Origin of the sequence: Pseudomonas sp. TWRC1-2 (assembly GCF_049896685.1) — a bacterium.
GTDB lineage: Bacteria > Pseudomonadota > Gammaproteobacteria > Pseudomonadales > Pseudomonadaceae > Aquipseudomonas.
This window is the reverse complement of the sequence record NZ_JAFCUU010000004.1, coordinates 344,579-365,142: the sequence shown is the minus strand read 5'-3', so window position 1 is coordinate 365,142 and position 20,564 is coordinate 344,579. Positions and strand designations below refer to the sequence as shown.

At 56.2% G+C, this 20,564-nt stretch carries 23 protein-coding genes; 9 read left to right on the top strand and 14 right to left on the bottom strand.

Annotated features, from left to right (window positions below; all coding sequences use genetic code 11):
- Positions 1-275: 275 nt before the first annotated feature.
- The 5 genes from ACP7B3_RS14265 to ACP7B3_RS14245 all read right to left on the bottom strand — a co-directional run bounded on the left by ACP7B3_RS14265 (position 276) and on the right by ACP7B3_RS14245 (position 4,691).
- Complete coding sequence (locus tag ACP7B3_RS14265; RefSeq protein ID WP_426179287.1) at positions 276-2,111, bottom strand: AAA family ATPase; 1,836 nt, start codon at positions 2,109-2,111, stop codon at positions 276-278.
- A 210-nt stretch (positions 2,112-2,321) separates the two neighbouring features.
- Entirely contained in the window at positions 2,322-2,522 is a 201-nt protein-coding gene (locus ACP7B3_RS14260) for a hypothetical protein (protein WP_426179285.1), read from the bottom strand.
- A 278-nt stretch (positions 2,523-2,800) separates the two neighbouring features.
- Positions 2,801-3,043: a CopG family ribbon-helix-helix protein gene (locus ACP7B3_RS14255; RefSeq protein ID WP_426179283.1), complete on the bottom strand. Its 243-nt coding sequence runs from the start codon at positions 3,041-3,043 to the stop codon at positions 2,801-2,803.
- Positions 3,044-3,217: 174 nt separating this feature from the next.
- Entirely contained in the window at positions 3,218-3,700 is a 483-nt protein-coding gene (locus tag ACP7B3_RS14250; RefSeq protein WP_426179281.1) for a type II toxin-antitoxin system antitoxin SocA domain-containing protein, read from the bottom strand.
- Between the two features lies 1 nt (position 3,701).
- Entirely contained in the window at positions 3,702-4,691 is a 990-nt protein-coding gene (locus ACP7B3_RS14245; protein ID WP_426179279.1) for a hypothetical protein, read from the bottom strand.
- A 388-nt stretch (positions 4,692-5,079) separates the two neighbouring features.
- Here ACP7B3_RS14245 and ACP7B3_RS14240 point away from each other — a divergent pair, with 388 nt between their 5' ends.
- A complete protein-coding gene (locus ACP7B3_RS14240) occupies positions 5,080-5,436 on the top strand; it encodes a DUF6124 family protein (protein WP_426179277.1) in 357 nt (118 codons plus the stop codon).
- A 146-nt stretch (positions 5,437-5,582) separates the two neighbouring features.
- Complete coding sequence (locus ACP7B3_RS14235; protein WP_426179275.1) at positions 5,583-5,804, top strand: hypothetical protein; 222 nt, start codon at positions 5,583-5,585, stop codon at positions 5,802-5,804.
- Between the two features lie 109 nt (positions 5,805-5,913).
- On the opposite strand, the gene ACP7B3_RS14230 is transcribed toward ACP7B3_RS14235, so the two are convergent.
- On the bottom strand, positions 5,914-7,101 hold the full coding sequence (locus ACP7B3_RS14230; RefSeq protein ID WP_179606869.1) for an MFS transporter: 1,188 nt from the start codon (positions 7,099-7,101) through the stop codon (positions 5,914-5,916).
- 493 nt (positions 7,102-7,594) lie between these two features.
- On the opposite strand from ACP7B3_RS14230, the gene mqo reads away from it, so the two are divergent.
- A complete protein-coding gene (gene mqo, locus ACP7B3_RS14225; protein ID WP_124416773.1) occupies positions 7,595-9,250 on the top strand; it encodes a malate dehydrogenase (quinone) in 1,656 nt (551 codons plus the stop codon).
- A 72-nt stretch (positions 9,251-9,322) separates the two neighbouring features.
- Here mqo and ACP7B3_RS14220 read toward each other — a convergent pair whose 3' ends face one another.
- A complete protein-coding gene (locus tag ACP7B3_RS14220; protein ID WP_426179271.1) occupies positions 9,323-9,988 on the bottom strand; it encodes an NADPH-dependent F420 reductase in 666 nt (221 codons plus the stop codon).
- A gap of 99 nt (positions 9,989-10,087) precedes the next feature.
- Between ACP7B3_RS14220 and ACP7B3_RS14215 the strand changes: the two genes are divergently transcribed.
- Entirely contained in the window at positions 10,088-10,984 is an 897-nt protein-coding gene (locus tag ACP7B3_RS14215; protein ID WP_426179269.1) for a LysR family transcriptional regulator, read from the top strand.
- Positions 10,985-10,988: 4 nt separating this feature from the next.
- On the opposite strand, the gene ACP7B3_RS14210 is transcribed toward ACP7B3_RS14215, so the two are convergent.
- The gene (locus tag ACP7B3_RS14210) at positions 10,989-11,837 is read right to left on the bottom strand and encodes a LysR substrate-binding domain-containing protein (RefSeq protein WP_426179267.1); all 849 of its coding nucleotides are present in this window, start codon (positions 11,835-11,837) and stop codon (positions 10,989-10,991) included.
- Between the two features lie 98 nt (positions 11,838-11,935).
- Between ACP7B3_RS14210 and ACP7B3_RS14205 the strand changes: the two genes are divergently transcribed.
- The gene (locus ACP7B3_RS14205) at positions 11,936-12,835 is read left to right on the top strand and encodes a DMT family transporter (RefSeq protein ID WP_426179265.1); all 900 of its coding nucleotides are present in this window, start codon (positions 11,936-11,938) and stop codon (positions 12,833-12,835) included.
- A gap of 131 nt (positions 12,836-12,966) precedes the next feature.
- Positions 12,967-13,296, top strand: a complete 330-nt coding sequence (locus ACP7B3_RS14200; RefSeq protein WP_106576901.1) for a YXWGXW repeat-containing protein — start codon at positions 12,967-12,969, stop codon at positions 13,294-13,296.
- A 56-nt stretch (positions 13,297-13,352) separates the two neighbouring features.
- Here ACP7B3_RS14200 and ACP7B3_RS14195 read toward each other — a convergent pair whose 3' ends face one another.
- The 3 genes from ACP7B3_RS14195 to ACP7B3_RS14185 all read right to left on the bottom strand — a co-directional run bounded on the left by ACP7B3_RS14195 (position 13,353) and on the right by ACP7B3_RS14185 (position 14,447).
- Positions 13,353-13,727 (bottom strand): hypothetical protein, encoded by a 375-nt coding sequence (locus tag ACP7B3_RS14195; protein WP_145163093.1) that lies wholly within the window; start codon positions 13,725-13,727, stop codon positions 13,353-13,355.
- 70 nt (positions 13,728-13,797) lie between these two features.
- Positions 13,798-14,193, bottom strand: a complete 396-nt coding sequence (locus ACP7B3_RS14190; RefSeq protein ID WP_242193902.1) for a PIN domain-containing protein — start codon at positions 14,191-14,193, stop codon at positions 13,798-13,800.
- The gene (locus ACP7B3_RS14185; RefSeq protein WP_426179262.1) at positions 14,190-14,447 is read right to left on the bottom strand and encodes an AbrB/MazE/SpoVT family DNA-binding domain-containing protein; all 258 of its coding nucleotides are present in this window, start codon (positions 14,445-14,447) and stop codon (positions 14,190-14,192) included. The genes ACP7B3_RS14190 and ACP7B3_RS14185 overlap by 4 nt, the downstream gene beginning before the upstream one ends.
- Before the next feature lie 154 nt (positions 14,448-14,601).
- Between ACP7B3_RS14185 and ACP7B3_RS14180 the strand changes: the two genes are divergently transcribed.
- Positions 14,602-14,994: a RidA family protein gene (locus ACP7B3_RS14180; RefSeq protein WP_426179259.1), complete on the top strand. Its 393-nt coding sequence runs from the start codon at positions 14,602-14,604 to the stop codon at positions 14,992-14,994.
- 1 nt (position 14,995) lies between these two features.
- Here the strand turns inward: ACP7B3_RS14180 and ppnN are convergent, their stop codons facing one another.
- Both ppnN and ACP7B3_RS14170 read right to left on the bottom strand, forming a co-directional pair.
- Positions 14,996-16,369: a nucleotide 5'-monophosphate nucleosidase PpnN gene (ppnN, locus tag ACP7B3_RS14175; RefSeq protein WP_145163099.1), complete on the bottom strand. Its 1,374-nt coding sequence runs from the start codon at positions 16,367-16,369 to the stop codon at positions 14,996-14,998.
- A 149-nt stretch (positions 16,370-16,518) separates the two neighbouring features.
- Complete coding sequence (locus ACP7B3_RS14170; RefSeq protein WP_145163100.1) at positions 16,519-17,343, bottom strand: aspartyl/asparaginyl beta-hydroxylase domain-containing protein; 825 nt, start codon at positions 17,341-17,343, stop codon at positions 16,519-16,521.
- 273 nt (positions 17,344-17,616) lie between these two features.
- Here ACP7B3_RS14170 and fabV point away from each other — a divergent pair, with 273 nt between their 5' ends.
- Both fabV and ACP7B3_RS14160 read left to right on the top strand, forming a co-directional pair.
- Positions 17,617-18,810, top strand: a complete 1,194-nt coding sequence (fabV, locus tag ACP7B3_RS14165) for an enoyl-ACP reductase FabV (protein ID WP_426179255.1) — start codon at positions 17,617-17,619, stop codon at positions 18,808-18,810.
- 210 nt (positions 18,811-19,020) lie between these two features.
- The gene (locus ACP7B3_RS14160; RefSeq protein WP_426179253.1) at positions 19,021-19,644 is read left to right on the top strand and encodes an HAD family hydrolase; all 624 of its coding nucleotides are present in this window, start codon (positions 19,021-19,023) and stop codon (positions 19,642-19,644) included.
- Here the strand turns inward: ACP7B3_RS14160 and ACP7B3_RS14155 are convergent.
- A complete protein-coding gene (locus tag ACP7B3_RS14155) occupies positions 19,641-20,546 on the bottom strand; it encodes a LysR family transcriptional regulator (protein WP_145163107.1) in 906 nt (301 codons plus the stop codon). The two genes, ACP7B3_RS14160 and ACP7B3_RS14155, sit on opposite strands and share 4 nt — an antisense overlap.
- Positions 20,547-20,564: the final 18 nt, after the last annotated feature.

Genomic DNA, 20,564 nt, shown 5'->3' with positions numbered 1-20,564 from the left:
TGATTTCTTACTAACTCGCTCCAAGGAAGCGTTGGACGTTTTTCAGGAGGGACATCAACCTGCCTGCCCTCGCGCTGAGGCAGGCTTTTAGGCCGATTAGCGCATTTCAAAGGTTGTCACGCAGGCTGGTTAGTTTGGACGATCGGAATATACCAAAGCGATAGATTGGCTCGGTCCACTTTCCGGCCAATGAATTCGTTCGACTGGCTGATCACATCAAAAACAACCAATCTAGTACGTTTGGCAAACCAGCACGATTCGATAAACAATATACCTTAATGATTGAATTTCATAATGTGAGCGTAAATTTTTGTGCATAACACTTTAACTGACTCAGGTAATACCCAGTCTATTGAATTCATCACTTCAATAGCTTCTCGGCAAAATTTAACTTTGTCATTTATAGTTCCGCTTTCGTCAGCAAAAACACGACGAGTGGATTTTCCGCTACCTTTTAAACCAAGGCATTTATCTAAGTGATAACCTATGCCATGCTTGGATGCTGATATGGAGCTGCGCAAAATTTTACTTATATCATCAACTTCAAGTCCTGCCGTGGTTTTACTCTTTTTACGCTTGAATATTGTTCTGGAAGCTTCCTCTATAATATTTAGCGGTAGTAAATTCTCTATCTCTTTGCTCGGCAATAAGTGAAATCGCTCTTTCAGTTCATTGTTCAATATTTCGGTTCGATCGCCTTTGCCTAAAATATCTCCGTCAGCAATGAGAAATGCTGCCGCGCAAAGTTTTGAAGCGTTTAACCGGTCGGTGGTTTCACTATCATCAAAGCCCCAGTGGCCAAGTGTTCCACCTTGGTACTCGACGAACGCGTAATGAAAATTTTCTAATAATCCCTCAAGTCTTACCTTGAAAACTGAATCGGTTAAATCTTCCAAATACTTCTTCATAAACACTTTCAGATAAAGCCTATCAGTTATTCCCTCAACCCAAATAGTAGAGTTCGCCAAATAAACCGACGAGGCTAATACACCAAGTTCAGCTAACAGATCTCTATCTCTCGTACACTCTTGAATCTGAAAGGCGGGACCATCCTCACCCTCACCTTTAGAAACCTTGTGTACAACCACATCTTTAATATTTTCAGCTAGGTCAAGCAAATGGTTCGAGTGGGTCGTAGCCAAATATTGATGGCCAGTATGATTTAGCAAAAAAAGCGCCAGCTTTCTCAAAAGACCAGGATGTAGACATGCCTCTGGCTCTTCAATAAAAAATACAGAGGGGTCTTGTTCTAGGTATGCCGCAGAGGTAATTATAATTACCTGCTGCAGGCCATCACCTAGATCGTATATAGAGAATTGATCGTCAGTTCCAATTTTAACTGCAACTGTGTCTTTGTTGTATTGAGGGATTAATGTTATTTCTCTTCCGCCAAAAAACTCGTTTCCTAATATTCGCTCGTATTCTCTAATAAGTTCGCGCTCTTCAGGCTGTCCCAATAAAAAACGCGCTAACAAATTATATAAATCATACCCAGTTACTATTTTTAGTGATTCTTTTTTATGTGTGGAGAAATAATCCTTGTATGTGCGTTCTAAGTAAAGATCTGAACTATCTCCCAGTGGCCTCATTCCTCGGAGTATAGGGATGTAGTATCTTTTTGTTTCTGTGGCCCTATTACTCATTTTAGTGATGTTGTTAAGTTTATTGACAGGAAATTGCATTTGAACTATACGTTGAATCTCATAAAAAGCGCTTAAATCTAATCCGCCGCTAAAAAATAAGTTGGTTTTGGCGGCTTGGTTGATTAAGCTTGAAAGGCTCTCAATGATGGACTTTATATCTTCGCTTTTTTTACATTCTCCAGCGTAAATCTCCATGAGCTTTGAACAGTTCAAGTCAACAATTTGTTTTCCTTTTGAAATTATTTTGAAAATATCACCAAGCTCAACGCAAGCATCTTGAAAGTCGCTACCAAGACCGAAACTTAGATTTTTATCTTGAGTTGAGAATAATGTTCGAAGAAGCCTGCTTTTTCCGCTGTTATTTGGTCCGATAAGAAGGTTTAGCTTCTGAAGTCTCAGGTATTTTTCATTATCTGTGTCCGTGTCATATCCTTTGATGTCACTCGACCAAATTTTATTTATAAGCATTATTGTCGCTCGCAGGGGTGGTTGATAGTGAGCTTTCAAGTTTTAATGTTGTCGCGGGTTTGGACGTCATAAGATAGTTCAATAAGATTAATAAGGTTAGTAGGTTTGCTCGAGGTCAGTAAATTGCCTTTCGGTTTAGGCGCTCCATACTCACGGCTAGCCTTAAGCTCCTGTGAGAGAGCGAAGCCGCAGCAGAAGTTAATGCTACCATTAATACTTTCTATCGATCTCAGGCGCTTCAAGGCCTGCTTCATAAAACCGGTATTCGCCAATTGGACCCAGGGCAATGCGGGCATCGTCGAAGTCTTGTCGTTCAACCTGGAGCGTCTGTTTCATGATATCTACCTCTAAGGTCAACTGATTTTCGTAGATTTTTTCAAGGACGATTGAGAGGGAGTATTCGCTGGCCATGGCTTCGATTCCGTTCGGAAAAGTTGGAAGCATAGCAGCGTATCCGGAAGGGCCATCTCAGGTCGCGCGGGGAAAGGGGTTATTTTAGTAAGGCGGTGCGGGGAAGGGGAGCCCCTAGCCTAGTGCTTCTATATAAATAGCGTTACTGTCACCTGCTTCGACTGACTCAGGCATGGATCTTAAGTATGGGGGAGGTGTGTTCCGTGCCGTTTACCACTTCGAACGGGGAGGTTGTAGTGTATGGAATATGCTTAGGGTTGAGCGCTTTTTCAAGCCACTCAACCCGCATTACTGCTCCAGCGCCTAGCACGCATCGCCGCCACCTGGTCATCGGTGGCGAAGTTGCCTTGGTCGGCTTCTTTTACTGCCAGTTCGATCTGGGCGTTTAGCGTTTTTTCGTGCTCGATGTAGTCGCGAAGAACGTCCATAGGCAGGTAGCTAGCAGTCTGGTCGTTAGTTTTGGCCAGGTCGGCGAGAGAGTTCGACAGATCTTCCGGTAGGTTTAGGGAGATTCCAGTCATGGCGCCCTCGATGGTGGGTGGTTGTTTGGCATGTTACACCGTAGAGCATCAGCTGGGATCGGCAGGTCGTCGTAAGCTGTACCTGAAGGTGATTCGTTCGCGTTGTCTCTCCGACGTTACCGCCGGAGTATCGTTGTCTTACCCCGATATTCCTAGCGGCACAGTTGTCGTTTACTAGGGGGCTTCCGTATTGTCCAAATACTCTTTGTACTCTTCTGCCTTCTTTATAAGGTTAAGTGTGTGAAATTTTTCGCTTGAAATTACGGGGTACGTAGAAGCTACCAACTTTATTAATTCAATATGTTTTTTGTTTTTTGTGGCTTCTATGACGAAGTCGAGTATTTTGATGGTTTCAGCATCAAGATGGTTTTTCTTTTCTTCAGTTTTCTCTAAAGTTGTTTGTTTTTTTCCGCTCTCAGTAAGTGTGGTGGTTATTTTGATGCTTTTTTCTTTTTCTGACTCTTTCAATATTAATGGGTTGTAGGGGCCGTTAAGGTTAAAGAACCACTCTATATTGGTTATTTGTTTTTTGTTCGTGATTGACTCTTTCCAGTCGGCTAGGTAGATTGTTTTAATTAACCTGGAAAGTGAAATTTTTTTAGAGGGCTCGTATTTTTCTATTATGTAGTTGATTATTTCAATTAGGGAGTTTTTCATATTAGAATCCTGCCTTCTTGGCGATCTCGAGACTAACCATGTGAGGCCTAAGCGCGTCTAAAAGATTGGCGATTGTCCTTGACTCATTTTTTCCGAAATCTGCATCAATTGTTTTTATATTTGGTAAGTCGCTATTGGTAGATTCAAAAACTATGATAGCCACAGAGGTGCTTTTGCTGTTCTTTATTCGAACGCAATGTAGTGAGCGGCTTTTCATGCCTATAGCGCGAAGCGTAGCGTCTGAAATTTTTCCGGTGTGGGCGTTTGCCGCGACCCAACTTTCTAGATCGAGGAGTGGATCCGGAAGGGCGGTTACAGTGGCATTTCCTAGCGTCCAAGCATGTCCAATTAAGCCTGATTCCTTAGCGTACATTTTCTTGGGGAACTCCGTGTGCTTCTCGTTATCAGAGTGTCTACCAACGCATCGGAAATGGTCAAGTTCTAATACGTATAAACTGATTCGTTCTGTGACGCCATATTTTAATTTTCTATAGGTTGAGTAGATGAATTTACTGAACAAATCGGTGCAGTCAATTATTTTGCTGTCGTGTTGACGTCTAAGAATTTCTATTTCATGTGCTAGTCTTTTGTTTTGACGCTTTAAAATTATGTCGCTTATGCTGTTAGAGCAAAGAACCCATGTCGCCATGACTATTGCAGATACGGCTAGGGTGAGCGTAATGCTATTTACGCTAAAACTTTCGATTATTATTGCTCTTACCGGCGCCGGGGTCAGTCGACGCACAGATGCTTTTATGTCGTCATTCAGTGCTAAATAACTGAATATTATTGAGCTTAGTATAGTTGGAATAAGGTTGTACTTGCTTATTTGCAAAACCTTATTGCTTATTGCTGTGCCTATTTTGTGCTTTGATCTGTTTAGAAATCTATTTGCATGTACAAGCCATTTCTCTATGTTCTTATCAGCTTCAATGTCCATAGGGGTTAGTAGGGGGCTATTTTTTATTTTGGGTTCCATGTCGATAGACATACATCAAATCCATTGAGAGTACATGGCTCTAATGATATCAATGTGATATCAATAAATAAAGTCTGGAAAATTTTAGGTCAGGCCTCGTTTTTCTAGGAAGTTTCCCACACTTTTCTCAGCTTGCCCCTCAGACCTCCCCTAGCTAACCTCCCCCAGCCGCTGACAATCCAGCGGCCGGATGTGGAAGTCCGACCAAGCTGAAGGCGTTCAATCGCCCATAAACACCTACCGACGTTTTTTTACGTCTGTATGATTGCTTATGGCGGCTGTGCGCGGGGCACTTCGGTGCGCCGGGTCCTTTAGCCCTGGTCTTCCACACCTGCGTACAGCTGCCACCCTCATGTGGAAGTGAGTTTGGTAGTTCCTGGAATTCTAAAGGAGCTTCGCCATGTACAAGGTCACACCCAATCCGCCACATGCCCCAAACGCTGAACCCACTGACGCCAAGCTTCATGCTGCCGCTCAGCGTGCTATCCATCATTACCTGCCGCCATCCGACGACACTGCCGCCGCTGACCATCCAACCACCAACCTATTCCACGTCAGCCCCAACATCGACACCGAAACCCTCCTAGCCAACGCCTCCGAAAACCTCGACTCCGCCAACCAAATGGCCGCCACCCTGGCCTTCGACCTCGAAGACCCGCACCGCGCCATCCTCCTCGGCATCCAACAACTCATCGACCTAAGCGCTCTACTCGTCGCCCGAGCCCAAGACCAAGTCGCGCTTGCCGCCATTGCCTGACCCCCAACCCCGCCGCCTCACCCCAAGGCGGCAACCTGAACCCATGCTGTCACCCAGCAAAGTTTCATAATTCCCCGCACCGTTGAGGACTACGCTCCCACTTAAGAGACGCCCCTTGCACCTCCAGCCCACAGGGAACTGAAAACATGATCTCGAACCTGGTTAAAGTCGCGCTAATTGCTGGCACGTTGCTGTTGGGCGCTTGTTCGACGGGGTCGTCGGGCGGGAGTGGTGACCCTTGTTTCTCTGGCGGATGCCAGGCGTTTGGGGACCATAGCCCGAGCAAGGCGGCCAAGATGAATTTTGGCGGCAGTGGGCTGGGGAGTAGTTATGGGGAGTATGGGGCGGGGTTGTTGCATGATGATTGAGGGGGTGGTGGGGCAGTCAGAGGTGTGTTGACTGGCCCACCGCTATCGGGGGCAAGCCCCCTCCCACCTTTAGAATGCCCACCTTAGGGGTGTGTTGGTCTGGGACGTGTCAGTGGCCGCCTTTCATGCGGCGGGCGATGAGGTAGATGCCCAGGCCGACGAGTGCGGTGGCGGCGCCGATGTAGCCGGTACTGGTCCAGCCATAACCCGCCGTAATTGCCATCCCGCCAAACCACGGCCCCAGCGCGTTCGCCAGGTTGAACGCTGCGTGGTTAGACGCCGCTGCCAAGCTCGGCGCTTCGTGGGCAATGTCCATCAAGCGAATCTGCAGCGGCGCGGCCATGGCAATCATGGTGCCGACCAAACCGATGCCCAGCAGTACGCTCCACAGCGCACTGGCGGCGAAGGTGAAGAAGATCAGCACGGCCATCGACCACACCATAATCCAGCCCACGGCGCGAAATTGCAGACGGTCGAACAGCTTGCCGCCGGCGATGTTGCCGATGATGCCGCCCACGCCAAACGCGGCGAGGCCGAAGGGGATCCATTGGGGCGAAACTTTGGTCACTTCGAGCATAGTCGGGGCGAGGTAGCTGAACACGCAGAACATGCCGGCAAAGCCAATCGCGCCGATGGACAGGGCCATCCACACCTGGGGTTTGGTGAAGGCGCGCAGTTCTTTGCGCGGGTCGCTGCGTGGTTCGTCGCGGCGGTCCGGCACGAATTGCCAGACCAGCGCGATGGTGCACAGGGCGATGGCGCTGACCAGGGCGAACGCCGAGCGCCAGCCCAGGTGTTGGCCCAGGAAGGTGGCGATGGGGTTGCCGAGCAGCATGGCCAGGGTGAGGCCCATCATCACGCGGGCCACGGCGCCGGCGCGTTTGTCGTTGGGCACCATGCTCGAGGCGACGACAGCGGCGATGCCGAAGTAGGCGCCGTGGGGCAGGCCGCTGATAAAGCGGAAGGCCACCAGCGAGCCGAAGGTCGGGGTGAAGGCGGTGGCGAGGTTGCCCAGCGCGTACAGGCCCATCAGCAATAAGAGCATGTGTTTGCGCAGCAATTTGGCGCCGAGGATGGCCAGCAGTGGCGCGCCGACCATGACGCCAAGGGCGTAGGCGCTGATGGCGTGGCCGACTTGGGGTTCGCTCAAATTCAAATTGTGGGCGATGTCGGGCATCAACCCCATGATGGCGAATTCGCCGGTGCCGATCGCGAAGGCGCCCACGGCCATGGCAGCTTCCATTTTGGCGGCGCTGCGCGCGGGCAGTACGTGCCCGGGTGTTTGCTGGATAGTCATGGGTAACTCTGTTTGGAAGGATTGCACGAAGGACAGCCGCCGATGCTACGCAAGCAGCGGCGAAGGTGTCTAGAACAGCCGTTTGCAGCAGAGTTCAGTTTCATCTAGCCACCTGTGACGCCACGTCGCGCCTGCCTGGCTTGACAGCGGCGCGTTAAAAGCCGCGATTTAGAGCTGTCAATTGGCCAAACGGCGCATAAACGCGCTTTGGCGTGATATTCTGCGCGCCGTCTTGGTCTGGTCTTTCCCGGCACGTACACCCGTATACGTCCCGGCGATTGGCTGTCGCCCAGGTAGCTGAAGCCAATAATGATAAAAAGTCAGCGCAGAAGGGACATAAACAGTGAGGTCGATACGTCGGCCTTGTGTGCCCACCCTGCGGCTCTCTCGTGAATGTGCAAACCCCGCGGCGCGCTGCCTGGCGCGGCGTGATAAAGGGTTGCCCATGCTCAGGGGCGGTAGGGCGGATGGCGTTTTATCATAGGTGCTACTGATGTTTAAAAAAGTAAACACTGCCCTGCTGGGGCTGGCTTTGTCGATGGGGATCACCTCCGTTCACGCGGAAGAGGCAAAGAAAGTCGATGTGCTGCTGATCGGCGGCGGCATCATGAGTGCGACCCTGGGTGTATGGCTCAACGAGCTGCAGCCGGACTGGTCGATGGAGATGGTCGAGCGCCTGGATGGCGTGGCCGAAGAAAGCTCCAACGGCTGGAACAACGCCGGTACCGGTCACTCGGCCCTGGCTGAGCTGAACTACACCCCGGAAAACAAGGACGGCACCGTTGAGATCCCGAAAGCGGTCGAGATCAACGAAGCGTTCCAGATCTCCCGTCAGTTCTGGTCCTGGCAGGTCCAGCAGGGCGTGTTGAAGAACCCACGTTCGTTCATCAACTCCACACCGCACATGAGCTTCGTGTGGGGCGATGACAACATCAAGTTCCTGAAAAAACGCTACGAAGCCCTGCAAGCGAGCCCGCTGTTCGCTGGCATGCAGTACTCCGAAGACCCGGCGCAAATCGCCAAGTGGGTTCCGCTGATGATGGAAGGGCGTGACCCGAACCAGAAAATCGCGGCCACCTGGACCCCGATCGGCACCGACGTGAACTTCGGCGAGATCACCCGCCAGTTCGTTGCCCACCTGCAAACCACCCCTAAGTTCGACCTGAAACTGTCGAGCGAAGTGCAGGACATCACCAAAAACGCCGACGGTTCGTGGCGTGTGAGCTACAAAAACCTGAAAGACGGCACCAAGACTGAAACCGACGCCAAGTTCGTGTTCATCGGCGCCGGCGGCGGTGCCCTGCACCTGCTGCAGAAGTCGGGCATTCCTGAAGCCAAGGAATACGCGGGCTTCCCGGTGGGCGGTTCGTTCCTGGTGACCGATAACCCAACGATTGCCGAGCAGCACCTGGCCAAGGCCTACGGTAAGGCTTCGGTTGGCGCGCCACCGATGTCGGTTCCGCACCTGGACACCCGCGTGCTGGATGGCAAGCGTGTGATTCTGTTTGGCCCATTCGCAACCTTCTCGACCAAGTTCCTGAAAGAAGGCTCGTACCTGGACCTGCTGACCAGCACCACCACCCACAACATCTGGCCAATGACCAAAGTCGGTATTCGTGAATACCCACTGGTCGAGTACCTTGCCGGCCAACTGATGCTGTCGGATGACGACCGCTACAACGCCCTGAAAGAGTACTTCCCGAACGCCAAGAAAGAAGACTGGCGCCTGTGGCAAGCCGGTCAGCGCGTGCAGATCATCAAGCGTGACGAAGAGCAGGGCGGCGTCCTGAAACTCGGTACCGAAGTGGTCAGCTCCGCCGACAACACCATCGCAGGCCTGTTGGGTGCATCGCCAGGCGCGTCGACCGCGGCTCCGATCATGCTGACCGTGCTGCAAAAAGTGTTCAAGGACAAGGTCGCGACCCCTGAGTGGCAGGCCAAACTGCACCAGATCGTGCCGAGCTACGGCACCAAGCTGAATGACAGCCCTGAGGCTGTTGCGAAGGAGTGGGCTTACACTGCCGGCATCCTGCAACTGACCCCACCGCCTGCGATTCCGCAGTTGAACGCGCCAAAGGCGACCGAAGCCACCGAGGCTGCCAAGCCTGCGGCTGAGCCGAGCAAGCCGGCGTCTGACCTGGCGCTGTAAGCCAAAGGTCAAACCGCTGTAAGAAGCCCGCTGAACCGGTCACGGTCAGCGGGCTTTTTTGTGCGCGCGTGTTCAGGCGCGCACGCGTTCGACCGGCGGCAGTTCCACCGTGCGTTCGGCAGCTGCCAGCGCCGCAGTTAAACCCGCTTGGTCCAGCGGCACGCAGTACGCAGGTTTTGCCCGCTCAAAACGCCAGCTTTCATCCAGCCCTCCTGCGTCTACGGCGTCGAAACCGAGCTCGTCGAGCAGCTTGATTACTTGCGCCTTCGCTGCGGCGTCATCGGCGGCCACCGGCAGTGCACGGCGGGCGGGCGCGCCGTGGGGGCGGGCGTCTTGCGTCAGGTCGAGGGCAAAAATCGCATTGAACACCTTGACCACGTTGGAATGCGGTAGATGCTCGGCCAGCAGCCGGCTGGTGGTGGTTTCAAAACGGTCCAGCACGGCGATATGCCCGTCGCGGTTGGGGTAGTAATTGTTGGCGTCCAGCACCGTTTTGCCTTCCAGCCATTGCGCGGGCACGCTGCGGTAGTGTTCAAACGGAATGGCCACCAGCACGACGTCGCCAAACCGGGCGGCATCCTCGGCACTGCCCACCTCAACGCCGAGTAGGCCACTGAGCACGCTGCTCATGGTCTGCGGGCCACGGGAGTTGCTTAACATCACCTCATGCCCGGCGGCCAGCGCCAGCTGTGCCACGGCTCGCCCGATGAAACCTGCTCCAATCACGCCGATCTTCATGGTCTTGCTCCTTGTAAGTCATCGAGCAGTTATGATGATTGGCAACTAGCTGGCGATAAATGAGCGTTTTGGCGTGGGTGTTGTTACTGGGAGTAGGGAATGATGGACCGTCTTTCAAGCATGCATGCCTTTGTGATGGCCGCCGAGTTGGGCTCCTACGCCCGCGCCGCCGAGCGCTTGAACATGTCCGCGCAAATGGTTGCCAAGCATGTTGCCGCCCTGGAGCAACGCCTCGGCGCGCGCTTGCTTAACCGCACCACGCGTCGGCAAAGCCTGACCGAGCTGGGGCACGCGTACTACGAACGTTGCAAACATATCCTGACGGAGGCTGAGGCTGCCGATTCGCTCGCCCAGATCATGAATGACACGCCGCGCGGCAAGCTGAGAGTCACCGCCCCGGTCACCTTCGGTTCCTACAGCCTGATGCCGCTGATTACCGCGTTTTTGCGTGACAACCCGGACGTAGAAATTGACCTGCACCTCACGGATCGTTTCGTTGACTTGGTGGAGGAAGGCTATGAGGCGGCGTTCCGTATCGGCCCTTTGGCCACCACCGGTTTAACGGCCCGGCCCTTGGCACCTTATCGCTTGGTGGTGTGCGCGGCGCCGGCGTATCTGGCGGTGCGAGGGACGCCACAGTGCCCGGCAGACCTGGCGCAACATGAATGCCTGGGCTACGCCTTTTGGTCACGCCCGGCGGACCGTGAATGGGTCTTCTACCAAGGCGCAACGCCCTACACGGTGCAGGTCGCCAGCCGCCTTCAAATCAACGAAAGCCGGGCGTTGATGTCGGCGGCACTCGATGGCTTCGGCATCGTGCTGGGCGCCGAAGACTTCCTGCACCCGGCCTTGGCCCGGGGCGAGTTGGTGCGGGTACTGCCGGCATTTGAGGCGCCCAGCCGCCCCATGCACTTGGTTTACACCGCCAACCGGCAGCGCACTGCCAAGTTGCGGCGGTTTGTCGAGACGGTGCTGGCGCGCTTCGGCCAGGCGTGAGGGCTCAAATGTGGAAGCCCTGTTTTACCTGCGCATACAGATGCAGGGCCAGTGCATTGCTGCTGTCGCACAGCAGGTACAGATGATGCACCGGCAGTGGGGGTAACTCGAACCCTGCAATCTTTTGCGTCAGCCCGCTGCCCATGCGGCTTTCTTCGATCAACCCCACCGCCACGCCGCTGCGGATACAGGCCTCGACCGCCGTGGAATTGGGGCTCTCCAGCAATACCCGGTGGTAAATCCCGTGATCCTTCAGCGCCTGCAACGCCGCCGCACGGTACGGGCAGCCGGCAACCGGCACGGTGATCGGCAGCGCCGCATTCGGCGCGCAACTGAAGCTCTCGGCCGCCACCCACAGCGGCTGCACCGGCCCCAGGCGTTCGCCCTGGGCCAGCGGTTGTGCGCTGACGGTGATGGCCAGGTCGAGCTGGTTGGCCATAAACATATTCAGCAGCTCACCGCTGGTGCGCGCTTCGATTTCCAGTTCCAGCAAGGGGTTGTCGGCGATCAAGCGCGGCAAAAACGCCTGCATGAACGCCGGCGCATAGGTATCGGGAATGCCCAGACGAATCTTGCCCTGCATGCGCTGTGGCATCAGGGCGATCAGCAGGCGGTCATGGCTCTTGAGAAACTCGGTGGTTTCGCCGAGCAGCTTCTGGCCATACAGGGTCAGCTCCACGCCCTGGTTGTTGCGGCTGAACAGGCGCTGGCCGATTTGCTCCTCAAGCTTTTGAATTTGTGTGGTCACGGTCGACGCGCTGCGGTGCACATGCTCGGCCGCCTCGTTGAAGCGCCGAAAGCGCGCCACGGCGTGAAAAGTGCGTAACAAGTCGATGTTCAGTTGCTTGGCCATGATTCCACGATTACGAATTTGTGGTGCAAGTAATTCAAATATACAGAAGCATGCGCGGCCCTTAGCCTTTCAGTCAACGTGCACTGACGGGAGGCCTCATGACGCGATCAACCTTGAAACGGCTGCTGTTGCAGGTGGCATTCGTGCTGTCCTGGAGCTCCGGCTACATCGGCGCCAAGTTGGGTACGCAAGGCAGCGGGGCATTCAACCTGCTGTTTTGGCGCTTCCTGCTGGTGTCGGTGTGCCTGGGGCTGTTTTTGAACGTGAAGCTGTTGAAGGTGACCTGGGCTCAGATTCGTCACTACGCCGTGATCGGCTTTCTGTCGCAGTTCCTCTACCTGAGTTGCCTGTATGTGGCGATCCAAAATGGTTTGCCGCCCGGCATTGCGGCCATCATCGCGGCGCTGCAGCCATTGATGACGGCGGCATTGTCGACCGGCAGCGCTGCCGAGCGCAGCGGTGGCTGGCAGTGGATCGGGTTGATGATCAGCTTTATCGGCGTCTCCATCGTGATTGCCGGGCAGTACAGCAGTGGCGGGCAGAGCGCCGGCTTTGTCATGTACTTGTTGCCACTGGCCGCAGCGCTGGGGCTGACGCTGGCGACCTTGTATGAGCGCCGTACCGCGCAGCGCCAGCACGCGGGGTTGGTGTTGCCGCTGTTCATCCAGTCGCTGCTGACGCTGATCGGCTTTTCCGGCGCCGTGCTCTATACCGGCACCTTCAGTGTTCCTCATGACTCGGAGGTGTTGATCTCAATCGTCTGGCTGACGGTGTTTTCCACATTCGTCGCCTATTTGAGCTTGTGGATGTTGTTGCGGGTAATGACAGCGACCCACGTGGCAGCGCTGGTCTATCTGGAGCCACCGGTCACCCTGGTGTGGGCGGCGTTGATGTTTGGCGATGCGATCCAGGGCTCAACCTACGCCGGTATTGCGGTGGTGGTGACGGGGTTGGTGCTGGTGCGTCTGAAACAACCGACCGTCGCCTGTGCTTCCTGAGGTCTGCAGGTTCAGCAAGCCGACAGACATCACCTGTTAAAAAGAACCCATAGCCAAGCAGGAGCGCGGCTGAAACATGGGGGCATTTTTTATTGGTGCAGGTGCTGGGCGTACGCGCCCGAGGGTTTTGTATGTTGCTACGTTATGCGGCATTGGCGGCGGTTGTCGTCGCAGCGTCCGGGTGTGTGCAAGAACGTGTGGTGCATGAGCGCGGGCCGGTACAGCGTGAGTATGTCGAAGTGGTCGCGCCGCAACCGCCGCCGGTTCAAGTGATCGAGGTGGAACCTGCGCCGCGCTACGGTTATGTCTGGTCACGCGGCTACTGGCGCTGGGCTGGCGGGCGATACGTCGCGGTGCACGGCCATTGGGAGCAAGTGCGCGAAGGCTATCGTTATGTGCATCCGCACTGGGTGCAGCGCAATGACGGTTACCACTGGCAGGGCGGTGGCTGGGTTCGCTGAACCCTGGCCGAACGCCTGGCCGCAGGCGTGAGCGGGTTCGCGCCTGCAAAAAACCGCTAGGTCGGCTTTTGGGTGCCCAGCAGCCGAACCTCCCGCAGCAACGCGGCACCGAGCTGATCGGTGCCCAATTCCTTGTAGCCCACGGCCTTGATCTCGCCGTTTTCTTCGGCCTGGATGATGATCACCGGCGTTTCCTTGCCCGTAGCTTCGTCCACATGCAGGGCGTACTGGGGAATATCCAGCTTGATCGGCGTGCCCGCCGCCTTGCCTTGTACATTGATCAGGAACGCCGCGCAGCCAGTGTCGACATCCACACTGGTGGCGGGCCGGCCGCTGACGAAGCAGGTTTTCGGCAGGTCGGGCCAGGCGATGGTGTCGGCCAGGGTAAAGGTCGGCGTCAGGGCCAAGGCTGCGAGCAAAAGCGTGCGCACGTTGGGTGTCTCTCGATCAAGGGTAGGGGCGGTTTTTACCAAAGCCCGCAATTCGCTGCAACGCTGCCGGTCAGGCCAAGCGCTTCATCCCGGTGGCCTTGGCCGCGTTGACGTCAAAGGTGGCGGTGTATTCACAGCCTGCCGCATGGGCACAGCGCTCTATCAGGTAGTCGGCGAACTCGGCTTTGCCCGCCGTGAATCGTCGCAGTGCCTGCCAGATGATCTCGGCATGTTCGACGGTCAATTCACGCGTACGCAGCAGCGTTTCCAGAACCGTCACCACATCACTCTTGGCCGATTGGTAGCAGCTTTGTAACACCCATACCAGTTCCACCACGCACACCAGGCTGACGAAACCCGGCGAAAGCGTGGTGAGCGATTCGATCAGCTCGGACGCCTTGGGGGACTGAACGGGATCATCCTGGGTGACATAACGCACCAGCACATTGGTATCCAGGCCGATCATTGCGCTTTTGCTCCCTGCGCAGCGATGGCGCGGTTCATATCGTCAATCGACACGGCTTGGGCGGGCTTGCGGATCAACCCTTTGAGGTCGTGAACGGTTTTGCTCGCGGCAATGATGGAAAACTTGCCGTCTTCCGTTTCGACAAACTCAACCCGGTCGCCGGTTTCCAGACCCAGTGCGGTCCTGACTTGGACCGGGATGGTGATTTGCCCTTTTGAAGTCAGTGTGGCGGTCGCCATAGTGAAGATCTCCATCGTAATGTTCCTTACCCTAAGGTAAGGATTGATGTAGGACAAGATCCGTTGGTCCATAGGTCGCTCGCTGGTAGACGTGGGTGGGAACAGGTAAAACCCTAGCTCGAAGTTTTCACGTTCACACGCTTTTCAGAGACCCTAAGAGATACAAGCTATGACCGACCGCCACCGCATCATCCCGCCCGCCATGCAACCCATCGTAGAGCGCGCGGGCTACGTGCCTGCCGTAAAAGTTGGCAACACTTTGTATTGCGCAGGCCAGGTCGGCCGCACGCCGGAATTGGCCGTGATAGCAGACCCCGAGGCGCAATTTATCGCCGCTTGGGAGAACCTGCGGCAGGTATTGGAGGAGGGCGGCTGCCGTTTTGAAGACGTGGTCGACATGACCACCTATCACGTTGATATGAGCCAGCACATGGCGGTTTTTCGCGAGGTGAAAAACCGCCTGTTCCCACGCGGGCATTGCGCCTGGACGACCATTGGCGTGTCAGAACTGGCGCATCCCGGGTTACTGGTGGAAATCAAATGTGTGGCGGTACAGCGCTAATTCATTGCACCACGCGATAACACGGTACATACGCGGCACCGCCCGGCAGCTTCATGCGGTGCTGGGCGACAAACGCCTGTAGCAGCTCGTCCAGCGGTTTCATGATGGCCGGGTCGCCGTGGATTTCGTACGGGCCGTGCTGCTCGATCAGGCGAATGCCCTTGTCCTTGACGTTACCGGCCACGATCCCCGAGAACGCGCGGCGCAGGTTGGCGGCCAGTTCGTGGGGCGGCAGGGCGTGGCTCAGTTGCAGGCCAGCCATGTTTTCGTGGGTCGGGTCGAACGGGCGCTGGAAGCCTTCGTCGATCTTCAGCAGCCAGTTGAAGTGGAACGCGTCATTGCGCTCGCGGCGGAACTGCTTCACGGCCTTGAGCCCGGCCGTCATTTGGCGTGCCACTTCGGCCGGGTCGTCGATGATGATCTGGTAGTGCGCCTGCGCCGCTTCGCCGAGGGTGGCACCGACGAAGGCATGCAGTTGTTGCAGGTACGGCGCCGCGTGTTTCGGCCCGGTGAGGATGACCGGGAACGGCACGTCGCGGTTGTCCGGGTGCATCAGGATGCCCAGCAGGTACAGGAACTCTTCAGCCGTACCGGCGCCGCCCGGGAAGATGATGATGCCGTGGCCGACGCGCACGAAGGCTTCCAGGCGTTTTTCGATGTCCGGCAGAATCACCAGCTCGTTAACGATCGGGTTTGGCGCTTCGGCAGCGATGATGCCCGGCTCGGTCAGGCCCAGGTAGCGGCCGCCGGTGATGCGCTGTTTGGCGTGGGAAATGGTCGCGCCTTTCATCGGACCTTTCATCACGCCGGGGCCGCAACCGGTGCATACGTCGAGGCTGCGCAGGCCCAGTTCGTGGCCGACTTTCTTGGTGTATTTGTATTCTTCGGTATTGATCGAGTGGCCGCCCCAGCACACCACGATTTTCGGCTCGACACCCGGACGCAACGTACGGGCGTTGCGCAGCAGGTGGAACACGTAGTCGGTGATGCCCTGGGAATTGCTCAGGTCGATGCGTTGACTGTCCAGCTCGTTCTCGGTGTAGACGATGTCGCGCAGGGCGCTGAACAGCATTTCGCGGGTGCTGGCGATCATTTCACCATCGACGAAGGCGTCGGCCGGCGCATTCAACAGTTCCAGGCGTACGCCGCGATCCTGTTGATGGATACGCACTTCAAAGTCTTTGTAGGCGTCGAGGATGGTCTTGGCGTTGTCGATGTGCGCGCCAGTGTTAAGGATGGCCAAAGCGCACTGGCGGAACAACGTGTAGATGCTGCCGGTACCGGCTTCGCTCAGTTGCTGGACTTCACGCTGGGACAGGGTTTCGAGGCTGCCCTTGGGGCTGACGGAGGCATTGATGACTTGACGTTGGGGCATTCTGATTCCTTGAAAGCACAGCCACCGCACCCGCCAGGGGTGGCGATGGCTGGAGAATGGTGAGCGCCGAACTCGGTCGCACGAGACGCACAGTTTGGCAGGCATGAGGCCGTGCGCAAACTCCGTCCAGCACCATCATGCCGCAGAACTTACTGAATCAGCTTCCAGTTTTTGTAGAAAACCCGACGCAGGGTAAACACCAGCCCGGCAAAGCCCGAGATCACGGCGTTGAGCACGGAGGGCAGCAAGGTCGGCCGCACGATATCGATGAACAGGCAGTAACGCTTTGCGTCGTTCTTGTTGAAGGACGCGTGCATCAGCGTGTCATCGAAGATAAACAGCGGGTCGTCGTGCCAATAATGCTTGTGTTTGCCCACCTGGATGTAAACACCCTCGTGGTGCGGCGCCGGCGCCATGTTGTAGAGCACTCGGAACATCATGCGCAGCGGGCCGAAGTGGAACGACGTCGAGCGGTTTTCGTTGAACACCGACACCCCGATGGTCTTCACGAACGGCAGTTTTTTGCGCAGCTGCGGGATGTCCAGTGTGGTTTCGATCGGGCGGCCGTACCATTGGAAAAACAACATGCCGCGCTTTTTCTCGGCCATGCGTTCGTCCAGGTAACCGATGATTTCGTCCTTGTGGGCCATGGCGTCGTCGATTACCTGTTGCAGGTCTTCACGCCAGGCGGGCGGCAGGTCGTTCATGGTGTAGACGTGGCGGTTGCGCAGGCTGAAGAGGTCGAACAGGGTATTGAACGGCGCCAATATCCAGGTGTTGCGGCCGTTGCCAACGAAGTATTTCTTGATCGTGTCGCGGTCGTACAGGCCGTTGCGCAGGAAGTCATAAATGCCGCAGAACAGCACCAGCAACAGAAATACCAGGCTGGTGCGCGGGAAGCAGTACATGAACAACAGAACGCCCAGCACCCAGGCGGCTGAGACCAGCTTTTTTTGAACAGCACTTTTACTCATGAAGCGTGGCTCCGAACCTGAAACAAAGCGAAACAATGTTGCCATGATAGTGGGTTCCGGCGGCGCTGGGCGTTTTAAATATTGCGAAATTGTGAAGGCCTGGCACAGTTTTTAACCCGCGCGCTGGTGTATCCGGCCTTTTGTGGATTGGATTTTGTAAACAGAAGATTTGCGACTATCGTGACGCTTCGGTTTTTTGGACGTCATAGACCGGTACGATTAAGTTGAATGGCCACCATTGGCCTTCGGCACCTTGGAAGAGGCAGAAATTTTATGATCATCAAACCGCGGGTTCGTGGCTTTATCTGTGTGACCGCTCACCCTGTTGGCTGTGAAGCGAACGTCAAAGAGCAGATCGACTACGTCACCCAGCATGGCGTCATCGAAGGCGGCCCGAAGAAGGTGCTGGTCCTCGGCGCCTCCACCGGTTACGGCCTGGCCGCGCGCATCAGTGCTGCGTTTGGCTGCGGCGCCGATACCTTGGGTGTGTTTTTTGAGAAAGAAGGCGAAGAAGGCAAGCTGAGCTCCGCCGGCTGGTACAACAGCGCAGCGTTCGAGAAGTTTGCCGTTGAAAAAGGCCTGTACGCCAAGAGCATCAACGGCGACGCGTTCTCCGACGAGATCAAGCGCCTGACCATCGAAACCATCAAGAAAGACCTCGGCAAAATCGACCTGGTGGTGTACAGCCTGGCCGCGCCACGCCGTACCGACCCGCAAGGCGTGGTGCACACCTCCACCCTCAAGCCGATCGGCAAGGCCGTGACCCTGCGCGGTATCAACACCGACAAAGGCGTTGTGGTCGATACCACGCTTGAGCCTGCGACCCAGGAAGAAATCGACGGCACCGTGAAAGTCATGGGCGGCGAAGACTGGCAGCTGTGGATCGACGCGCTGCGTGACGCCGACGTGCTGGCTGAAGGCGCCAAGACCACCGCCTTCACCTACCTCGGTGAAAAGCTGACCCAGGACATTTACTGGAACGGCTCCATCGGCGAAGCCAAGAAAGACCTCGACAAGAAAGTCCTGACCCTGCGCGACAACCTCGCCGCACTCAAGGGCGACGCCCGTGTGTCGGTGCTCAAGGCTGTGGTTACCCAGGCCAGTTCGGCGATCCCGATCATGCCGCTGTACCTGTCGCTGCTGTTCAAAGTGATGAAAGAGCAGGGCACCCACGAAGGCTGCATCGAGCAGGTCTACGGCCTGTTCAAGGACAGCCTGTACGGCAAAGAGCCGAAGCTGGATGCCGACGGCCGCCTGCGTGCCGACCTGGCTGAGCTGGAGCCCAAAGTCCAGGACGCCGTGGCGGCGCTGTGGAACCAGGTGACTGACGAAAACGTTAACGAAATCAGCGACTTTGCCGGTTACAAGGCTGAGTTCCTGCGTTTGTTCGGTTTTGAAATCGACGGCGTGGACTACGACGCTGACGTAAACCCGACCGTGAAGATCAAAGGCCTGATCCAGGCCTAAAACACGGTCAAAAAAGGTGGGAGCGGGCTTGCTCGCGAATGCGGTATGTCAGTATCAAATACAGTGGCTGACACACCGCTTTCGCGAGCAAGCCCGCTCCCACATTGCTTTTTGTGAATTCAAAACCCTCCTGCAAGCCATCGCGCTCCCGCCACTGCCCTTAATCTGCCAGACTCCTACGGCTATCAAGCCACGCTAACGGAGGATCTGATGACGATTCGTGCAGTAGTTTTTGATTTCGGCGGTGTCCTGTTCGACTGGAACCCGCACCACCTGTACCGCCAGCTGATTGCCGACGATCACGAGCGGCAACACTTTCTCGACACCATTTGCACTCAAGCCTGGAACACCGAGCAGGACGCCGGTCGCAGCCTGGCCGAAGGCACTCGCCACCTGATCGAGCAGTACCCGGAACACAAACCCTTGATCCAGGCCTATTACGACCGTTGGCACGAGATGCTGCGCGGCGCGTTGCCCGAAGGTGTGGCGATTCTCGAGGCGTTGCATCAAGCCGATATGCCGCTGTTCGGGCTGACCAACTGGTCGGCTGAAACCTTTCCCTATGCGCGGGCCAATTACCCGTTCCTGCAGTATTTCCGCGACATTGTGGTCTCCGGCGAGTTGAAGCAAATCAAGCCGGACGCGGCGATTTATCACGCGAGCCTCGGCCAGGTGCGCGCCCATTTGCCGGATATTCAACCGGGCGAAGTAGTGTTTATCGACGACGTGGCGGGCAATGTCGAGGCCGCCGTGGCCCTCGGTTGGCAAGGCATCCACCACGTGTCGGCCGAGCGCACGGCGGCGCGCCTGCGGGCGTTGGGCGTGGGCTTCTAGCGCGCCCACTTTTCCATGGCGAAATCCACAAAGGCGCGCAGCTTGGGCAGGCGGTAGCGATCCTGTCTGTAAAGCAGGTGCATGGGGCGGCAGGGCAGCCTGTAGGCGGTTAACAAGGCTACCAACTTGCCGCTCTCCAGGTCCGGTTGCACCAGGGCGTCGGCCAGCATGATGATGCCCATGCCGTTTACGGCCGCCTGGCGCAGGCCCTGCGAGCTGTTGATGGTCAATGACCCGGACACCGGCACCTCCACCTCGCCTTCCTCGCCGGTCAGGCGCCACAGTTTGTCGGAGTCGCGCCAGTTGTCGGTCGCCGGGTAGGCGAACGCCAGGCAGTCATGGTGCTGCAGGTCATTGGGTGTCTGCGGCGTGCCGCGGCGTGCCAGGTAATCCGGCGAAGCGCAGAGGGTGAGGGTGTAGGCCTGCATGGGCCGGGCGATCAGGCTGGAGGTTTCCAGCTCGCCAAGACGGATTGCTACGTCGAAGCCGCTGTCGACCAGGTCCATCCGCTCGTTGCTGAGCACCACGTAGAGGTTGATCAGCGGGTAGCGTTGGGAAAATTCGCTCAGGGCGGGCGTCAGGCGTTCGGTGCCGAATACCGGTGGCGCGGTGATGCGCAGGTTGCCTTTGGGCGTTTCGCTGTGGGCCTGCTCTGCCAACACTTCAGAGTCGGCTACCAGCCCCAGCACCTCCAGGCAGCGCTGGTAATACTGCCCGCCAAATTCGGTGAGGCTTTGCTTGCGCGTGGTGCGCTTGAGCAAGCTGACACCCAGGCGCTGCTCCAGGGCGCGCAAATGATTGCCGACCATGGTGGTCGACATCCCGCACTCCTGCGCGGCAGCCGTCATGCTGCCGGTCTCGACCACTTTGACGTACACCGACATTGCCTGGAACAGATCCATTATCAAGCTCTGGTTTAA